This window comes from Mycolicibacterium sp. MU0050 (genome assembly GCF_963378085.1).
GTDB lineage: Bacteria > Actinomycetota > Actinomycetes > Mycobacteriales > Mycobacteriaceae > Mycobacterium > Mycobacterium wendilense.
Genome location: NZ_OY726395.1, coordinates 2,010,428 through 2,026,124, shown reverse-complemented (window position 1 = coordinate 2,026,124; position 15,697 = coordinate 2,010,428). Strand labels below are relative to the sequence as shown.

Genomic DNA, 15,697 nt, shown 5'->3' with positions numbered 1-15,697 from the left:
CTTGGATCCATCTGCTGATATTGCAAATTTTGCAACCCTGACCCCAATGTGGTCATACACTCTTATCAGATATGTCGGACCGCCTTGGGGCAGTGGCACATGGAGAGAGTGGACGGTAAATGAACGCGATCAACACGCCCCCGAGTGTCTTCGACGCCGGACTCCCCACTATTGGGTACGACCTCACCGCCACTCCCCACGACATCCTCGAAGACGTCAGAGTTGCCCAATTGACGTCCCCCATCGTCATCGGACCGCTCGGCCCGGAAATCCTGTCCTACGAGATGGCTCGCGACGTTCTGCGCGACAACAGGTTCCGTCTGCCGCCCGGTGTCACGCTGGCCGCGCAGGGCATCACGTCGGGTCCACTGTTCGACAAGATGGCCAACAGCCTCCTGGGTCTCGATGGCGAGAAGCACGTTCGCTTGCGCAAGCTGGTTTCGAAGGCGTTCACGCCCCGCGCGACTTCACGTTTGCAAGAAACGATTCATGACGTAGTGAACGGGCTGATCGACACGGTGGCGGATGCCGGACGGTGTGACGTCGTTACCGACATCTCGTATCAGTACCCAACCCCGATCATGTGCGCACTGCTCGGCGCTCCCCGCGAGGATTGGCAGTTGTTCGCGGACTGGACGGAGGAGGTATTCAAGGCGCTCAACTTTCAGCCCGACGTCACCTTCGATGAGGTCGCGATAATGCGGGCGTGGGGCGAACTCGACGCCTACGTCGACGATATGGTCGCCGCCCGGCGAAGCAACCTCACCGATGACCTGCTTTCGGATCTCATACGCGCCGAAAGTGACGGCGACCGGCTGACTTTGGACGAACTTCGCATGCTGGTGGCTGGGTTCCTCATGGCCGGGACGGACACGACACGAAACCAACTGTCCGCCTCGGTTCAAGTGCTGTGCGAACACCCGGATCAATGGGCGACACTGCGCGAGCGACCGGAGCTTGCGATGCAGGCCGTCGAGGAGAGCATGCGCCACTCCCCCGCAGCCTGCATCGTGCCCCGAGCCGCCGTGGACGACGTCGAGTTCGGTGGGTACACGTTCCCGGCCGGGACCTTCGTCCTCGTGAACACTTTCGCCGCCAACCGAGACCCCGCCATCTACGACGATGCCGACCGCTTCGACATCACGCGCAATGACCTTCCCCCGATTCTGACGTTTGGTGGTGGCGCGCACTACTGCCTCGGGGCGAATCTTGCACGCCGGGAACTGGCTGAAGCACTCACCGTCCTCACCCGCCGCCTGGACGCCCCCCACCGCGTCGGTCCGGCTCCGTGGAAGCCGCTGCTGGAAATGACCGGACCGACAACCCTTTCCATCGAGTTCACCAGCGAGAGGCTGGTCGCAGCGGATGCGTAGTCGAGGATGGGCGGGTGCGACGCCCTCAACAGACGAGGAAGCCATCTCACGCATCCTGAGTGCGGTAGACGAGGAGGTTGCCGAGCACGGAGCGGCCATACGCCTTGCCGACGTCGCCCGCAGACTCGGAGTGACTCGCCAGACGGTGTACCGCTACTTCGCCAATGCCGACGCTCTGCTCATCGCGAGTGCCATGCGCGCTGCCAACGGATTCATCGACCAGGCCGTAGACCACGTCAACGGCGTCAACGACCCGGTTACTGCGGTGGTCGAGTGCGTTGCGTTCGGCGTCGAGAACCTTTCCGGCGATCCCCAGTTGGAGGGTCTGTTGACCGGACGAGACGGAGGCGGAGCTGCCACCTCCCTGACCACTGACACTGCGATCTCGTTCTGCTTGACCGCCTTCCACCGCTTCGATGTCGATTGGGAACTGCACGGCTTCGACAACGCCGCGCTGCGTGAGCTTGCCGAGATGACTTTGCGCACCGTGCAGTCCCTTCTGATCGATCCCGGACAGACGCCGCGCAGCGGTCACGAACTACGTCGATTCGTTGCCCAATGGCTGGGGCCGGCAGTCCTCTATCCGAGGCTCGCGTCGCTATCGGTCGGGCGACATGACGCGAGGGGTTGACGGTCACCGCAGCCATCCGATCGGCAACCCTGTGGGGCGAACGAGTTGGCCTGTAAGCCGGATTCTGTTCTGAGCCTCCGTTGCCGGAGAGCTCAGCGGCGACCATCCATCTGGGCACACCGTCGCCGGGTACCTCGAGCGGCCTACCCGCAGGCTCGGGCGAGCAGCCCTCGAGCGCCTGCGCAGCCGTGCGGGGCACGGCCTCTTGGCCTTGCTTCGGGTGGGGTTTGCCTAGCCACTCCGGTCACCCGGAATGCTGGTGCGCTCTTACCGCACCGTTTCACCCTTACCATTGCTGGCGGTCTGTTTTCTGTGGCACTTTCCCGCGAGTCACCTCGGATTGCCGTTAGCAATCACCCTGCTCTGTGAAGTCCGGACTTTCCTCGAACCCCGGAAATCTCCGAGGCCCGCGGCCGCCCAGCCAACTCGTTCGCGCTCATAAGGTACCTGATCGATGCGTCATACTGGGAAAATGCTGCCGCCCGCGCGCTATCTGATGCGTGCCAAGGACTTCGTCGACGCCCGGTACGCCGACCCGATCACGGTGGCCGACCTGGCCGCGGCCGCGGGGTTGTCGCGGGCACACTTCAGCCGGATGTTCACCCGCACGTTCGGGGAATCGCCGAGTGCTTATCTGCAGTCGCGACGCCTCGAGCGGGCCGCGTCCCTCCTGCGCTACACCGACCGCTCGGTGGCCGACATCTGCGCGATGGTCGGGTTCTCCAGCGTCGGGTCGTTCACCACCACCTTCGCCCGGGTGTACGGGCAGCCGCCGGCGGCGTATCGCGCGAGCATGCCGGCCGCCGCGGCCTATGCCCGGGTGCCCAACTGCGTGCTGCGCCAGCACACCCGCAAGACAGCACACCAGGAGAAGACGCGGGCACGCAGCGCGCCGTAAGTTTCGGCCATGATGAAAATTGGAAGCGCCCAACTTTGGGTTCACGACCAGGATGTGGCCTGCAAGTTCTGGACCGAGAAGGTCGGAATGGAAGTGCGCCAAGATGTTTCGTTCCCGGAAATGGAGGGGTTTCGCTGGCTGACCGTCGGCCCGCCCGGCCAGGACGACGTCAGCATCGTCCTGATGGCCGTCCCGGGCCCGCCGATGATGGACGACGCCACCGAGCGCCAACTCCTCGATCTGGTCGCCAAGGGGTTCGCCGGCACGGTGTTCCTCACCACCGAGGACTGCCGGGCCGCGCACCGCGAACTGGCCGCCCGCGGCGTCGAATTCACCGAGGAACCCTTCGACACGCCCTACGGCGTCGACTCGGGTTTCCGCGATCCGTCCGGCAACAGCGTGCGCCTCACCCAGCTCGCCGAGCTGCCGACCGGGTGATCCGGGCGGCCGGGTCACGCCGCGTGCACGCCGCACAACACGGTTCCCACGTGTTGCTCGAGTTCGCTGATCGGGGCCTTCGGGCGCCCCGGTAACACCGGCGGGGCGGTGGACCGGTGCCGCGCGCCGGTGGGCGTGGTGATCTCGGTGGTGTGCCGCCCCTGGACGCCCATGCTCACCGCCACGTCCCAGCCCGCGGACTCCTTGGCGTAGTTGCACGCCTCGCACAGGCCCTGCCCGTTCGCGCCGGACGTGGGGCCGCCCCGCGCGGCCGGTGTCACGTGGTCGGTGTGCCGGATCGGCGCGTCGCAATACGGTGTGCGACATCGTTGGTCCCGCGTCCGGATGAAGCGGGCCAGGCCCTTCGGAAAGGTCCGGGCCCGCGATTCCATCGCGACCAGCGCCCCGGAGTCCGGCCGGGCGTACAGCCGGCGCAGCGTCGCGCTGGCCTCCGGGTCGGCCAGCGCCTGCGCCACCAACCGCCGGGCAACCTGGGCGGGCACCGGTCCGTAGTCGGAGATGGTGGCCGCGCCGGACCCGCCGCTCAGGGTGTCGTCGGACAGCACCAGGTTGACCGCCACCGAGGCGGCGACCTCCGCCGCCTGACCGGTGACCCGCTCGACCAACGTGTCGGCCATGACCTGCCCCCGCGAGCGCCCATCACCGCAGCCGTCGGCCACGCGCTTGAGCGCGGCGTAGACGGACACCCCCTGCGCCACCGGCAACAAGGCCGTCAGATAGGTCATGGTGTCCGGGGCCGGCCGCACCGTCACGGTGCGGTCCTGCGCCGCCCTGGCCGCCCGGTCCACCACCGCGTGCGGATTCAACCGATAGGCAATCGCCTTGGCCTCGGCGATGATTTGTCGATCCCCCAGGCCGACGAGCGCGTCCGGGTCACCGCACATCTCGGCATCCAGCACCGCACGATCCTCGACGTCCAGGCAGGCCGATTCCCGCACGATCAACGTCGCCCGCCACTCGGAGAGCGCCCCGCGCTCCAATGCTGCCAGGGTCTGCGGCATCTCGTGCACCAGTGCCTTGGCAAAACCCAGATGCTGATTACCCCGCGCCGGCGAATCCCGCCGCGCCAGGGCCACCTCCGCGGCCAACCCGCGACCCCGCCGGGCCACGGGCACCCCGCGCTCGGCCTCCGCGACCATCCGCCGCTGCGCCAGCGCCGCCGTCGCGCGGGCCTGCGCCGCGGCCGCCGAGGCCTTCAGCGTCTCCAACTCATCGATCCGCGCCACCAACGCCGCCTCGTCGGCGTCGGCCCCAAACTCCGCCTCATCGAACATGTGTGCGAGTATGCCAGGCCCTACCGACAAGCCACTAACCGCAGGTCAGAGCCGCCGCAGCAGGATCACGTTGTCCACCAGCGTGCCCACCTGGCCATCCGGTCCGACACCATCACGCTCGGCGCGTTCCACCCGCTCGCGCTCCCAGTACGCCGGATCGAGTTCCAGGCCGGCCACCACCTCCTCGGCGGTGGGAAAGACGTGATCGTGCAACCCCTCGGACCAAGGCGGACCCTCGGCGTGATCGACGATCAGCAGCCGCCCGCCGGGCGCCACCGCTTCGGCGGCGCGGCGCAGCACCGAATCGCGGTCCCACTCCGTCGGTGAATGCAGGAAGTGCGCCGACACCAGGTCGTAGCACCCCGACGGAAACGTCGCCGTCAGGTCGTGTTGCTGGAACTCGACCCGTTCGACCAGGTCATCGCCGGCCGCCGCCAGCGCCGCGGCGGCCCGGCGCAGGGCGTTGTTGGCGATGTCGACGGCGAGCACCCGCCAGCCCTGCCGGGCCAGCCACACCGTGTCGCCGCCCTCACCGCAGCCCAGCTCCAACGCGGTGCCCGGCGACAGCCCGGAGACCACCTCGACCAGCCGGGCGTTCGGGCGTCCGCTCCAGATCTGATCCGACTCGGCGTAACGCTGTTCCCACATCTGCTGAGCATCAGTACTTTCCATCCTTCGAGCTTGCGTGCGCCGAGCCACGCTGGCAAGCTTTCTTGCCATGACGGCAAAACACGACGATGTGGACCTTCGCGTGCGACGCCGGCTACGGGAGTTGCGCACCCAGCAGAATCTGACGCTCGAGGAGGTGGCCTCGCGCGCCCAGATCGACATCTCGACACTGAGTCGGCTCGAGTCCGGAAAGCGCCGCCTGGCCCTGGACCATCTGCCGCGCCTGGCCGCGGCGTTGTCGGTGAGCACCGACGACCTGCTGCGCGAACCCGAACATCACGACCCGCGGGTGCGCGGCACCCCGCAGACCCACGACGGCGTCACCTATTGGCCGCTGACCCGTCACGGGCCGGCGGCCGGGTTGCACGCCTTCAAGATTCGGGTGAGCGCCCGACGGCGCACCCCGCCGGCCGAATTCCCGGTCCATGAGGGCCACGACTGGATGTACGTGTTGTCCGGCCGGATGCGGCTGATCCTCGGCGACCGCGATTTCACGATCACCGCCGGCGAGGCCGTCGAGTTCAGCACCTGGACGCCGCACTGGTTCGGCGCGGTCGACGGCCCCGTCGAGGCCATCACCATCCTGGGCCCGCACGGCGAACGGATTCACCTGCAGAAGTAGGACGCTCGGCTCAGTGGTACGACGTGTCGTTGACCAACCGCACGGAGGCCAGCCCGTCGGAGTAGAACTCCGCGATCGACAGCGACGCGAGGTCCAGGTGCAGGCGGTACAGGATGGTCGGGCCGGCGTCGAGCGCCATCCGCAACAACGTCTTGATGGGTGTCACGTGCGAGACCACCAACACCGTGGAATCGCCGTGCTCGGCGATGATCCGGGCGCGGGCGCGTCGCACCCGGTTGTGCACCTCGTCGAAGCTCTCCCCGCCGGGTGGGGTGACGCTGGTGTCCCGCAGCCAGCGGCCGTGCAGCTCCGGGTCCGCCGCGCCGGCCTCACTGAACGTCAGCCCCTCCCAGGCACCGAAGTCGGTCTCGATCAGGTCGTCGTCGACGCTGACCGTCAATCCGAGCGCCTTCGCCGCGATGGCCGCCGTGTCGTAGGCGCGTTGCAGCGGCGAGGAGATCACCGCCGAGATCCCGCCCTTGCTCGCCAGGTGGGCCGCCGCGGCCTCGGCCTGACGCCGGCCCAGCTCCGTCAGTTCCGGGTTCCCGCGCCCGGAATAGCGGCGCTGCACCGACAGTTCGGTCTGACCGTGCCGCAGCAGCAGCAGCCGGGTGGGCGTCCCCCGCGCCCCGGTCCAGCCGGGCGCGGCGGGCTTGTCCGACGACGACGAATCCTGTTCCGGCACAGCCGTATCGGAGATTTTCTCGGCGGCGTCCATCGCCTCGTTGGCCAGCCGGTCGGCGTGCGCGTTGTCCGCCCGCGGAATCCAGCGGTAGTCCACTCGGTCGAACCGCGCGGCCAGTTCACGCGCCTGGCGGTGCAAGTCCGCCAGGGCCGCGTTCTTGACCTTCCACCGCCCGGCCATCTGCTCGATGACGAGCTTGGAATCCATCGCCACCGAAACCTCGGTGGCGCCCAGGTCGGCGGCCTCCGCCAGACCCGCGATCAGGCCCCGGTACTCGGCGACGTTGTTGGTGGCCACCCCGATGGCAGCCTTGTTCTCCGCCAGTACCAGGGCACGGTCCGCGGAGAACAACACCGCGCCGAATCCGGCGGGTCCGGGATTGCCCCGGGAGCCCCCGTCGGCCTCCAGCAGAACCCTCATACCTTGACCCGCAACAGGATTGCGCTGCACTCGGGGCAGCGCAGCACGTCCTCGTCGGCGGCCGCGGCAATTCGGGACAGTTCGCCGCGGTCGATCTCGATGCGGCACGCCCCGCAGCGGCCCCCCTGCAGCGCCCCCGCGCCGATCCCTGACTTCGCGCGCTGCTGCTCGTAGAGCGCCAGCAGCTCGGAATCGACTCCGGCGGTGAGCGTTTCCCGCCGCGATGTACGTTCGGTGCGGATGTTCTCGATTTCGGCCAGGGCCGCATCGCGCGCCCGAGTGGCCTCGGCGACCTCGGCGTCGAGCTTCTCGATGCCGGTCGACTCCTCGGCCACCTGACGCTCGAGTTCCTCGCGGCGCTCCATCACCTCCAACTGCGAATCCTCCAGCGAGGCTTGCCGACGCTGCAGGGTTTCCAACTCGTGCTGCAGTTCGGTGAGTTGCTTAGCGGACGTGCTGGCGGAAGCGAGCAGCTCGCGGTCCCGGTCCTCGCGCTGGCGAACCCCGTCGATCTCGGATTCCAGCCGCGCCACCTGCTGATCGATGTCCTCGACGGCGATCTGCAGCACCGCCAGCCGGTCCCGGGCGGCCTGGTGCTCGGCCTGCACCTCCTCGAGGCGCTGCTGCTCGGGCAGGTGGCCGGCCCGGTGGGCCAGGCGGGCCAGCTCGGCGTCCAACTCGGCGATCTCGAGTAACGAACGCTGCTGCCACAGATCGGCTTTCATCAGTTCACTCCCAGTGTCCAGGGGTCGGTCCGGATGTCGCTGACCCGCACCGGCAGCGCGTCACCGAACTCGGCGGTCAACAGGCCGGCGGCCTGCGCGCACCACGGGTACTCGCTGGCCCAGTGCGCCACGTCGATGAGCGCCACCTCCGACCGGCGGGTGTGTTCGTCGGCGGGGTGATGCCGCAGGTCCGCGGTGAGGTAGGCCTGCACCCCCGCGGCGGCTGCCCGGTCGAGCAGGGAGTCCCCCGCCCCGCCGCAGACCGCCAACCGCGAGACCGCGAGGTCGGGCGCGCCGGTGGCGCGCACCCCCCACGCGGTGCTCGGCAGGGCCGCGCCGACCCGCGCGACGAACTCGCGCAGGGGCATCGGCTCCGGCAGCCTCGCGATCCGCCCGATCCCGACCCCGGCCGGCAGCGGCGCCAGGGCGAAGACATCGAAGGCCGGCTCCTCGTAGGGGTGCGCGGCCCGCATCGCCGCGAGCACCCGCGGCCGGATGCCGGCGGGCGCGATCACCTCGATGCGATCCTCGGGAACCCGCTCGACGGTGCCGACCTCGCCGATGGCCGGCGACGCCCCGTCCTGCGGCAGGAACTGCCCGGTGCCAGTGACGCCCCAGCTGCAGCACGAGTAGTCCCCGATCTGCCCCGCACCGGCGGCGAACACCGCCGCCCGTACCGCCTCGGCGGACTCGACCGGCGCGAAGATGACCCACTTGTCCAGGTCGGGCCCGCCCGGTGCCGGGTCCAGCACGTCCTCGACCGTCGCCCCCAGCGCCTCGGCCAGGGCGTCGGAGACCCCGGGGGCCGCCGCGTCGGCGTTGGTGTGGGCGGTGAACAGGGCCCGACCGGTGCGGATCATCCGGTGCAGCAGCGCGCCCTTGGGGGTGCTGGCGGCGACGGTGTCCACCCCCCGTAACAGCAGCGGGTGGTGGGCCAGCAGCAGCCCACGCTCGGGGACCTCGTCGACGACGGCGGCCGTCGCGTCGACCGCGACCGTGACCGAATCGACCGGTTCGTCCGGATCACCGCAGACCAAACCCACCGAGTCCCAGGACTGCGCGAGCCGGGGCGGGTACGCGGCGTCCAGCACCTCGATGATCTCAGCAAGGCGCACACTCACGCCTGCAAACAGTAGTGCTCCGCACATCGGGGACAATGGGGGCGTGACCGAACTGGCCCCGACCCCGCTGCGCACCCAACAACCCCAACTCGTGATCTTCGACCTCGACGGCACGCTCACCGACTCCGCCGAGGGCATCGTCGCGAGCTTCCGCCACGCATTGGAGCAGGTCGGAGCGCCGGTACCGGACGGTGACCTGGTGAGCCGGATCATCGGCCCGCCCATGCATCACACGCTGGCCTCCCTCGGGCTGGGTGAGCGCACCGACGAGGCGATCGCGGCCTACCGGGCCGACTACGTGTCGCGCGGCTGGGCGATGAACACCCCGTTCGACGGTATCGAGGAGTTGCTGACCGACCTGCGGGCCGCCGGCGTGCGCCTGGCCGTGGCGACGTCCAAGGCCGAGCCGACGGCCCAGCGCATCCTGGCGCACTTCGGGCTCGACGAGTTCTTCGATGTCATCGCCGGGGCCAGCCCCGACGGCGTGCGGGCGCTGAAGGCCGACGTGGTGGCCCACGCGATCGCCCAGCTGCAGCCGTTGCCCGAGCGGGTGCTGATGGTCGGCGACCGGCTGCACGACGTCGAGGGCGCCGCCGCCCACGGCATCGACACCGTGGTCGTCGGCTGGGGCTACGGCCGCGACGACTTCACCGCGGACGAACCGGCCCCGAGCCTGGTCGAGGACGTGTCCGCGCTGCGCGAGGTGCTCGGTGTCTGACCGCCTGCACGTCACCTTCGTCTGCTCGGGAAACATCTGCCGCTCCCCGATGGCGGAGAAGATGTTCGCCCAGCAGATCGCCGAGCGCGGTCTGGCCGACCGGGTGCGGGTCAGCAGCGCGGGCACCGGCGGCTGGCATGCCGGCGACGGGGCCGACGGCCGGGCCCGGAAGGTCCTGGAGACCCACGGCTACCCCACCGACCACGTCGCCGCCCAGGTCGACGACGACCATCTGAGCGCCGACCTGGTGGTCGCGCTGGGCCGCAACCACATGCGGCTGCTCACCCAGCTGGGCGTCGAACCCGAGCGGGCCCGGATGCTGCGCGGGTTCGATCCGCGGTCGCCCCGGCATCCCGAGGACGTCGAGGACCCCTACTACGGCGATCTGAGCGACTTCGAGGACGTGTTCACCGTCATCGAGGCCGCCCTGCCCGGTCTGCACGGCTGGGTCGACGAGCGACTGGCGGGCCACGCGCCGTGAAGTGGCCGGCGTGGTTGCGTCCGGGCTGGATCGCGTTGGCGGTCGTGGCCCTGGCGTTCGCCTACCTGTGTTTTACGGTGCTGGCCCCGTGGCAGCTCGGCAAGAACACCCAGACCTCGCGGGAGAACCAGCAGATCAGCGAGTCGGTGCAGGCCGACCCGGTGCCGGTGACGGACTTTCTGCCGCAGCAGGATTCGGCGGCGCCCGACGCGCAGTGGCGCCGGGTCACCGCGACCGGGCACTACCTGGTGGACAAGCAGATCCTGGCCCGGCTTCGGGTGATCGAAGGCGAGGCCGCCTACGAGGTGCTCACCCCGTTCGTGGTGAACGACGGGCCCACGGTCCTGGTGAACCGGGGCTACGTGCGTCCCGTGCAGGGCTCCGGGGTGCCGGACATCGAGCCGGCCCCGGCCGGCGAGGTGACCCTGTCCGCGCGGCTGCGTGACAGCGAGACGGCGAGCCGCGCCCCGCTGAACGAGGGCGGGTCGCAGCAGGTCTATTCCATCGACACCGCGCAGCTCGCCCCGCTGTTCGGTGTCCCGCTGACCGGGTCATACCTGCAGCTGACGCCGGATCAGCCCGGGGCGTTGACGGTGCGCGGCCTGCCGCACCTGGATGCCGGGCCGTTCCTGTCCTACGGCATCCAATGGATCGCCTTCGGCATCCTGGCCCCGATCGGGCTCGGGTACTTCGTCTACAGCGAGGTAAAGGCGCGCCGCCGCGACCGCGCCGCGCGGCCGGCCGAGGACGGGCCGGAGCAGCCGGTCACCGTCGAGGACAAACTCGCCGACCGGTACGGCCGGCGCCGCTGAGCCCGGCCAGCGCGGCCGCGGTCAGCGCCGCCGCGCCCTGCACGCAGCGCGACAACGCGACACCGCGGCGCAGGTCGGCTACGCCCGGGCCGGGACCGTCGCCGAGGGTTGGCCGCAGCTGCAATTCGTGGCGATACCGGGTGGGCCCGCCGAGCTGCACCCCCAGCGCCCCCGCGAACGCCGCCTCCACAACCCCCGCATTGGGACTCGGGTGCCGACGGGCATCGCGGCGCCAGGCCCGTGCCGCGCCGGCCGCCGATCCCCCAACCAGCGGGGCGCAGACGACGGTCAACGCGCCCGCCACCCGCGCCGCGAGATAGTTCGCGGCGTCGTCGAGTCGTGCTGCCGCCCAACCGAATCGGGCATAGCGCGGGGAACGGTGTCCGACCATCGCATCCAGCGTGTTGGCGCCCCGGTAGAGCAGCACCGCCGGCGCCGCACCGACCGCGGCCCACAGCACCGGAGCCACCTGCGCATCGGAGGTGTTCTCTGCCACGGATTCCAGCGCGGCCCGGGTCAGTCCGTCGGCGTCCAGGGACTGTGGGTCCCGTCCGCACAACGAGGGCAGCAGCGCCCGGGCGCCGTCGAGGTCTCCGGCATCGAGCAGATCGGCCATGGCGGTGCCGGTGCGCGCCAGCGACGTTCCACCGAGGGCCACCCAGGTCGCGGCCGCCACCGCCGCCGTCGTTCCCGTCGTGCCCTGCCGGCCCGCATGGCGGGCGGCCCACGCCGCGCTCAGGCCCAGCCCGCCCAGCAAGATCGCCACGTGCGCCGCGCCGGCGATCCGGTTGTCGCGGTAGGTGAGCCGTTCCAGCGCGACCGCGGCGCCTCCGAAGCCGGCGACCGGGTGCGCGCGACGCGGATCCGCGAACGTCAGGTCGGCGAGGTACCCGAGGAGAACACCGGCAACCCGCGCGCGGGTTCTGGGCGGATTCATCCTCAGCAGCGTCTCATAGGTGGTCTACTCGGTGACATGAGCCCAGTGAAGCGGCCGACGCGGGTGGTCGACCTGCTCAATCCGGCAGCGGCGCTGCTGCCGGCGGCCAACGTGATCATGCAACTGGCGCTGCCCGGCGTCGGCTACGGCGTCCTCGAGAGTCCCGTCGACAGCGGCAACGTCTACAAGCACCCGTTCAAGCGGGCCCGCACCACCGGCACCTATCTGGCCGTGGCGACCATGGGCACCGAGGCGGACCGGAAGCTGATCCGCGCCGCCGTGGACACCGCGCACGCCCAGGTGCGTTCGCGGGAGTCATCGCCGGTGCGCTACAACGCCTTTGACCCCAAGTTGCAGCTGTGGGTGGCGGCCTGCCTGTATCGGTACTACGTCGACCAACACGAGTTTCTCTACGGCCCGCTCGACGAGGCGGCCGCCGACGCTGTCTACCAAGACGCCCGCCGGGTGGGCACCACCCTGCAGGTCCGCGACGACATGTGGCCCGCCGACCGCCTCGCGTTCGACGAGTACTGGAAGCGCAGCCTGGACGAACTCCAGATCGACCCGCCGGTGCGCGACCACCTGCGCGGGGTGGCATCGATGGCGTTCCTGCCGTGGCCGGTGCGCGCCACCGCGGGCCGGTTCAATCTGTTTGCCACGACGGGCTTTCTGCCCGCCGAGTTCCGCGCCATGATGGCGCTGCCCTGGGGTACCGCCGCGCAACAGCGGTTCGAGTGGCTGCTGGCGGCGCTGCGGTTGGCCGACCGGCTGATCCCGCATCGGACCTGGCTGCTGGGCTATCAGCTCTATCTGTGGGACATGCGCGCCCGGGCGCGGCGCGGCAAGCGGATCGTCTGACCCGTCGGGCGCGACACGCGCAGCGCCGGTGGCCGCGTCCGCGCGAAAAACCCTGCCGCAAAGGAGGTTTCGCCGGACCGCACGGTAGCCTTGGCCCGCCCACCGCTTGGCCGCAAGTCGAACGTGTGTTCTAATCGGGTACCGATGTCAGTCCACTCCACGTCAACGAGGAGCACCGCACGATGACCGTAGACACCCTGATGCCCGCGCCCACTCCGGTGCCAGACTCCCCCGCCGTGCCGGCCATCGACGCTCCAACCGACAAGACCAAGACCCCGGCCAAGAAGGCAGGCGGACGGAAGGCCAAGACGCTCGAGCTGACGCTGAAGGTCACCGGCACCGCCGACGGCGAGTGGCGCGCGGAACTGAAACAGGGCTCCACCTACCTGGCCCGCAACCTCGCGGTGGCCGCCGCCGCCGTGTCCCGAGCCGCCCAGGAGCTCCACGAGGACCTGTCCACCCCGATCAACCAGGTGATCGAGGAGGCCCGTGCCCAGCAGGCGGCTCGGGTCAACGCGCTGGAAGCCGAGCTGGAGGCCGCCCGCAGGGCGCTCGCCGAATTGGACTAGGAGTCTGCTGAATTAGGGGTGTTTGGGGTGGGGTGCCTCGAAGCGCTGTGTGGCCGGTGGGTTCGGTCGGGTTCGGCGGTCGACTTTTTGTGGGGCCATCGCGGGCCGTGTTGAGCGTGGTGGATGGTGCTTGTGCCCGCAAAGGTCTGGTGGCGGGGGTCAGGCGATGGCCCAGTGGGCACCGGTGTGGGTCAATCCCAGGGTGATCAAGCGTCGCAGGTTCACCGCGGCGGCGCGGTGGTGCAGCCAGTGATCGTTCTTGGTGACGCCGCGGTAGCGGACTTTACGGTTGCCTCGAGCTAGCCAGGCAATGGTCCGCTCCACCATGGGCCGGTGAGTGCGATATTCGTTGAGCCAGTCCGGTTTTCGCGATTCTTTGCGCGCTGCCCGCTGGAGAGCATCGTAGGGCCGCAGGGTGAGGCTGCGACCGCCGTGACTGGTGGTGCACTGTGCCCGCAATCGGCATCCGCGGCACGCGGCACCGAAGGTGACGCTGCCAGAGGCGGTGATGGGGCGGGTCAGCGCGGCCGGACAGGTTGCCGTCTTGTTGCGGTGATCGATAGCGAAGTCATCGACGGTGAAACCCCCGGCGACCGCCGAGCGCACCGGCGCGGACTTAACCCGATCGACATGCTTGGCCTCGGCCAGATGCGCACGAAATTCGCCGCTGCCGTAGGCCGAATCACCCAGCACCGTCACTGGCGCATCTTCCCCGGCGAGCAGCTGCGCGGCCACTGCCGAGTCGTGGGTGTCGGGGCCGCTGGCCTTGGTCAAAGCGCAGTCGGTGATGATGCCGGTGTCCGGCTCCACCGCGATGTGGGCTTTGAAGCCGTCCTGGCGACGATGCACCGTCTTGTGGGCGTGACGGGCCTCAGGATCGACGGTAGAGATCACCCGATCCGCAGCCACCCGTTGCGCGATACGCCACCGCCCGTCGGTGCCATCAGAATCGTCGACGGGTTCGACATCCTGGCCGGCGATCAACGCCAACAACGCCACCGCCTCGGCAGCGCGGGCGCCGAGTTCCTGCTCGGGCAGATGCCCCAACAGGCGGTGGGCATCGCCGACCAGGGCGTCCACCAACGCTGCACGCGCGGCGGCGTCATCCCAGGTGATCGATGGTTTACCCGGGTCGTCGTAATCATGGGCGCCGCACTGGGCGGCGATGACCTCCCCGGCACCGGGGACCTCGCGACGGACCCGGCGGATCGCCCCGATCAACTGGGTCACGGTGTCCTGGGTGGCCACCGCATCGTCAAGGATCGTCGAATCCAAGGCTCGTCGTGTCTTGCCCGCCAGCGCACCGGTGGCCGCCACGACAGCTTTGACGGCCTCGAAGATGCGGTTCGGGCGGTCCGAGGCCGCCAACCGGCGCCGCCAGTAGGTCAACGTCGTCGAATGGAACGCCCCGGCGGTGATCGGTAGCCCGCACGCGGCTTTCCACCGCAGATCGAAGGTCACCGCATCGACGGTCTCGTTATCGGAGAAACCGTGTAAGGCCTGCAACGTGATCACCGAAGCCATCACCTCGGCCGGCACACTGGGACGTCCCCGCCGCGACGGGAACAGATCGGCGAACATCTCCTCGGGAAACAACTCGCGTCGATGGGCAGCCAGAAACGCGAACACGCTGTCGGACTTCAGAAGATGCCCCGCAACCGATTCGGCATCCAACAACTCACGCTGATCCTCAGAGCGACCCTGCACTCACCAATTGTCCCCAAAACCCCAGCACAACTGGGTCCGCCACGCGGGATTAATTCAGCAGACTCCTAGGCCGCCGCGGTTGCGCGGGCCGCGACAGTGGGTATCCCACGTCGATGATCAACCGCATCGTTTCCGGGATGGTTCAGCTGGCCGAGGGCCTCGGCGGCATCGTCGGCATCCGGGTCGGCACCGAAGAACCGCTGTACCTGTCCGAGCCGCTGGCCGACGGCGTCGAGATCCGCCGCTACGGTCCGCGCATCGCCGCGGAGACCACGGTGCTCGAGGACGACGAGCAGGCGCGCAACACCGGGTTCCGCCGGCTGGCGGGCTACATCTTCGGCGGCAACAGTCGACAGACGTCGATCGCCATGACCGCGCCCGTGGCCCAGTCCAGCGAGAAGATCGCGATGACCGCACCCGTCTCGCAGTCCCGCGGCGCGCAGGGCGGGTCGGTGATTCGCTTCTACATGCCGGCCAAGTGGTCGCTGCAGACCCTGCCGACCCCCGACGACGAGAAGGTGAAGTTGGTCGAGGTGCCGGCCGAGACGTTCGCGGTGCTGCGGTTCACCGGCGACCGCAGCCCCGCGGCGGTGGACAATCGCACGGCGCAGCTGTTGAAGGTGTTGGCGGACAACGCGATAACCCCCCACGGCGAACCCCTGTCCTGGTTCTACGACCCGCCCTGGACCATTCCGTGGCGGCGGCGCAACGAGGTGGCGGTGCCGGTCGCGGACTGAT

The 15,697-nt window shown here is 69.4% G+C and carries 18 protein-coding genes and 1 other RNA gene; 11 read left to right on the top strand and 8 right to left on the bottom strand.

What is annotated here, in order from left to right; translation table 11 throughout:
• Positions 1-119 precede the first annotated feature (119 nt).
• Together R2K23_RS09480 and R2K23_RS09475 are read left to right on the top strand one after the other, a co-directional pair.
• The gene (locus tag R2K23_RS09480; protein ID WP_316516240.1) at positions 120-1,373 is read left to right on the top strand and encodes a cytochrome P450; all 1,254 of its coding nucleotides are present in this window, start codon (positions 120-122) and stop codon (positions 1,371-1,373) included.
• Positions 1,366-2,004, top strand: a complete 639-nt coding sequence (locus R2K23_RS09475) for a TetR/AcrR family transcriptional regulator (RefSeq protein ID WP_316516239.1) — start codon at positions 1,366-1,368, stop codon at positions 2,002-2,004. Before R2K23_RS09480 ends, R2K23_RS09475 begins: the two co-directional genes overlap by 8 nt.
• Before the next feature lie 37 nt (positions 2,005-2,041).
• Here the strand turns inward: R2K23_RS09475 and rnpB are convergent.
• An RNA gene (rnpB, locus tag R2K23_RS09470) (RNase P RNA component class A) lies at positions 2,042-2,433 on the bottom strand.
• Positions 2,434-2,476: 43 nt separating this feature from the next.
• On the opposite strand from rnpB, the gene R2K23_RS09465 reads away from it, so the two are divergent.
• Positions 2,477-2,902: a helix-turn-helix transcriptional regulator gene (locus R2K23_RS09465; RefSeq protein WP_316516238.1), complete on the top strand. Its 426-nt coding sequence runs from the start codon at positions 2,477-2,479 to the stop codon at positions 2,900-2,902.
• A gap of 9 nt (positions 2,903-2,911) precedes the next feature.
• Positions 2,912-3,340, top strand: a complete 429-nt coding sequence (locus tag R2K23_RS09460) for a VOC family protein (RefSeq protein ID WP_316516237.1) — start codon at positions 2,912-2,914, stop codon at positions 3,338-3,340.
• 14 nt (positions 3,341-3,354) lie between these two features.
• On the opposite strand, the gene R2K23_RS09455 is transcribed toward R2K23_RS09460, so the two are convergent.
• Both R2K23_RS09455 and R2K23_RS09450 read right to left on the bottom strand, forming a co-directional pair.
• Positions 3,355-4,635 (bottom strand): HNH endonuclease, encoded by a 1,281-nt coding sequence (locus tag R2K23_RS09455; protein ID WP_316516236.1) that lies wholly within the window; start codon positions 4,633-4,635, stop codon positions 3,355-3,357.
• Between the two features lie 45 nt (positions 4,636-4,680).
• Positions 4,681-5,307, bottom strand: coding sequence for a class I SAM-dependent methyltransferase (locus R2K23_RS09450; RefSeq protein WP_316516235.1), 627 nt, complete (start codon positions 5,305-5,307; stop codon positions 4,681-4,683).
• A 46-nt stretch (positions 5,308-5,353) separates the two neighbouring features.
• Here R2K23_RS09450 and R2K23_RS09445 point away from each other — a divergent pair, with 46 nt between their 5' ends.
• Entirely contained in the window at positions 5,354-5,926 is a 573-nt protein-coding gene (locus tag R2K23_RS09445) for a helix-turn-helix domain-containing protein (RefSeq protein ID WP_316516234.1), read from the top strand.
• Between the two features lie 10 nt (positions 5,927-5,936).
• Here the strand turns inward: R2K23_RS09445 and R2K23_RS09440 are convergent, their stop codons facing one another.
• From R2K23_RS09440 to R2K23_RS09430, 3 genes are read right to left on the bottom strand one after another with little or no spacing between them, the layout of a single operon-like run.
• Positions 5,937-7,031 carry a bifunctional RNase H/acid phosphatase gene (locus R2K23_RS09440; protein ID WP_316516233.1) on the bottom strand — a complete coding sequence of 365 codons (1,095 nt, stop codon included), beginning with the start codon at positions 7,029-7,031 and terminating at the stop codon, positions 5,937-5,939.
• Positions 7,028-7,756 carry a zinc ribbon domain-containing protein gene (locus R2K23_RS09435; RefSeq protein WP_316516232.1) on the bottom strand — a complete coding sequence of 243 codons (729 nt, stop codon included), beginning with the start codon at positions 7,754-7,756 and terminating at the stop codon, positions 7,028-7,030. Before R2K23_RS09435 ends, R2K23_RS09440 begins: the two co-directional genes overlap by 4 nt.
• Entirely contained in the window at positions 7,756-8,877 is a 1,122-nt protein-coding gene (locus tag R2K23_RS09430) for a Nif3-like dinuclear metal center hexameric protein (protein WP_316516231.1), read from the bottom strand. The genes R2K23_RS09435 and R2K23_RS09430 overlap by 1 nt, the downstream gene beginning before the upstream one ends.
• Positions 8,878-8,920: 43 nt before the next feature.
• Between R2K23_RS09430 and R2K23_RS09425 the strand changes: the two genes are divergently transcribed.
• Genes R2K23_RS09425 through R2K23_RS09415 form a run of 3 tightly spaced genes read left to right on the top strand, consistent with a single transcriptional unit; the run spans position 8,921 to position 10,888 of the window.
• Positions 8,921-9,595 carry an HAD-IA family hydrolase gene (locus tag R2K23_RS09425; RefSeq protein ID WP_316516230.1) on the top strand — a complete coding sequence of 225 codons (675 nt, stop codon included), beginning with the start codon at positions 8,921-8,923 and terminating at the stop codon, positions 9,593-9,595.
• Positions 9,588-10,076, top strand: coding sequence for a low molecular weight protein-tyrosine-phosphatase (locus tag R2K23_RS09420; RefSeq protein ID WP_316516229.1), 489 nt, complete (start codon positions 9,588-9,590; stop codon positions 10,074-10,076). The genes R2K23_RS09425 and R2K23_RS09420 overlap by 8 nt, the downstream gene beginning before the upstream one ends.
• Positions 10,073-10,888 carry an SURF1 family cytochrome oxidase biogenesis protein gene (locus R2K23_RS09415; RefSeq protein ID WP_316516228.1) on the top strand — a complete coding sequence of 272 codons (816 nt, stop codon included), beginning with the start codon at positions 10,073-10,075 and terminating at the stop codon, positions 10,886-10,888. Before R2K23_RS09420 ends, R2K23_RS09415 begins: the two co-directional genes overlap by 4 nt.
• Here the strand turns inward: R2K23_RS09415 and R2K23_RS09410 are convergent.
• Positions 10,842-11,825: a cobalamin biosynthesis protein gene (locus R2K23_RS09410; RefSeq protein ID WP_316516227.1), complete on the bottom strand. Its 984-nt coding sequence runs from the start codon at positions 11,823-11,825 to the stop codon at positions 10,842-10,844. The two genes, R2K23_RS09415 and R2K23_RS09410, sit on opposite strands and share 47 nt — an antisense overlap.
• A gap of 45 nt (positions 11,826-11,870) precedes the next feature.
• On the opposite strand from R2K23_RS09410, the gene R2K23_RS09405 reads away from it, so the two are divergent.
• Entirely contained in the window at positions 11,871-12,683 is an 813-nt protein-coding gene (locus tag R2K23_RS09405) for an oxygenase MpaB family protein (protein ID WP_316517169.1), read from the top strand.
• 182 nt (positions 12,684-12,865) lie between these two features.
• The gene (locus R2K23_RS09400; protein WP_316516225.1) at positions 12,866-13,252 is read left to right on the top strand and encodes a DUF6319 family protein; all 387 of its coding nucleotides are present in this window, start codon (positions 12,866-12,868) and stop codon (positions 13,250-13,252) included.
• 159 nt (positions 13,253-13,411) lie between these two features.
• Here the strand turns inward: R2K23_RS09400 and R2K23_RS09395 are convergent, their stop codons facing one another.
• On the bottom strand, positions 13,412-14,959 hold the full coding sequence (locus R2K23_RS09395) for an IS1182 family transposase (protein WP_316516223.1): 1,548 nt from the start codon (positions 14,957-14,959) through the stop codon (positions 13,412-13,414).
• 113 nt (positions 14,960-15,072) lie between these two features.
• Between R2K23_RS09395 and R2K23_RS09390 the strand changes: the two genes are divergently transcribed.
• Positions 15,073-15,696, top strand: a complete 624-nt coding sequence (locus R2K23_RS09390) for an SOUL family heme-binding protein (protein WP_316516221.1) — start codon at positions 15,073-15,075, stop codon at positions 15,694-15,696.
• Position 15,697 lies beyond the last annotated feature (1 nt).

Bases quoted from the DNA above. Each gene is read 5' to 3' on its own strand.
- R2K23_RS09390 (WP_316516221.1), top strand. From the start codon at position 15,073: ATGATCAACCGCATCGTTTCCGGGATGGTTCAGCTGGCCGAGGGCCTC.
- R2K23_RS09475 (WP_316516239.1), top strand. From the start codon at position 1,366: ATGCGTAGTCGAGGATGGGCGGGTGCGACGCCCTCAACAGACGAGGAA.
- R2K23_RS09445 (WP_316516234.1), top strand. From the start codon at position 5,354: ATGACGGCAAAACACGACGATGTGGACCTTCGCGTGCGACGCCGGCTA.
- R2K23_RS09410 (WP_316516227.1), bottom strand. From the start codon at position 11,825: ATGAATCCGCCCAGAACCCGCGCGCGGGTTGCCGGTGTTCTCCTCGGG.
- R2K23_RS09465 (WP_316516238.1), top strand. From the start codon at position 2,477: ATGCTGCCGCCCGCGCGCTATCTGATGCGTGCCAAGGACTTCGTCGAC.
- R2K23_RS09450 (WP_316516235.1), bottom strand. From the start codon at position 5,307: ATGGAAAGTACTGATGCTCAGCAGATGTGGGAACAGCGTTACGCCGAG.
- R2K23_RS09455 (WP_316516236.1), bottom strand. From the start codon at position 4,635: ATGTTCGATGAGGCGGAGTTTGGGGCCGACGCCGACGAGGCGGCGTTG.
- R2K23_RS09460 (WP_316516237.1), top strand. From the start codon at position 2,912: ATGATGAAAATTGGAAGCGCCCAACTTTGGGTTCACGACCAGGATGTG.
- R2K23_RS09480 (WP_316516240.1), top strand. From the start codon at position 120: ATGAACGCGATCAACACGCCCCCGAGTGTCTTCGACGCCGGACTCCCC.
- R2K23_RS09440 (WP_316516233.1), bottom strand. From the start codon at position 7,031: ATGAGGGTTCTGCTGGAGGCCGACGGGGGCTCCCGGGGCAATCCCGGA.
- R2K23_RS09400 (WP_316516225.1), top strand. From the start codon at position 12,866: ATGACCGTAGACACCCTGATGCCCGCGCCCACTCCGGTGCCAGACTCC.
- R2K23_RS09435 (WP_316516232.1), bottom strand. From the start codon at position 7,756: ATGAAAGCCGATCTGTGGCAGCAGCGTTCGTTACTCGAGATCGCCGAG.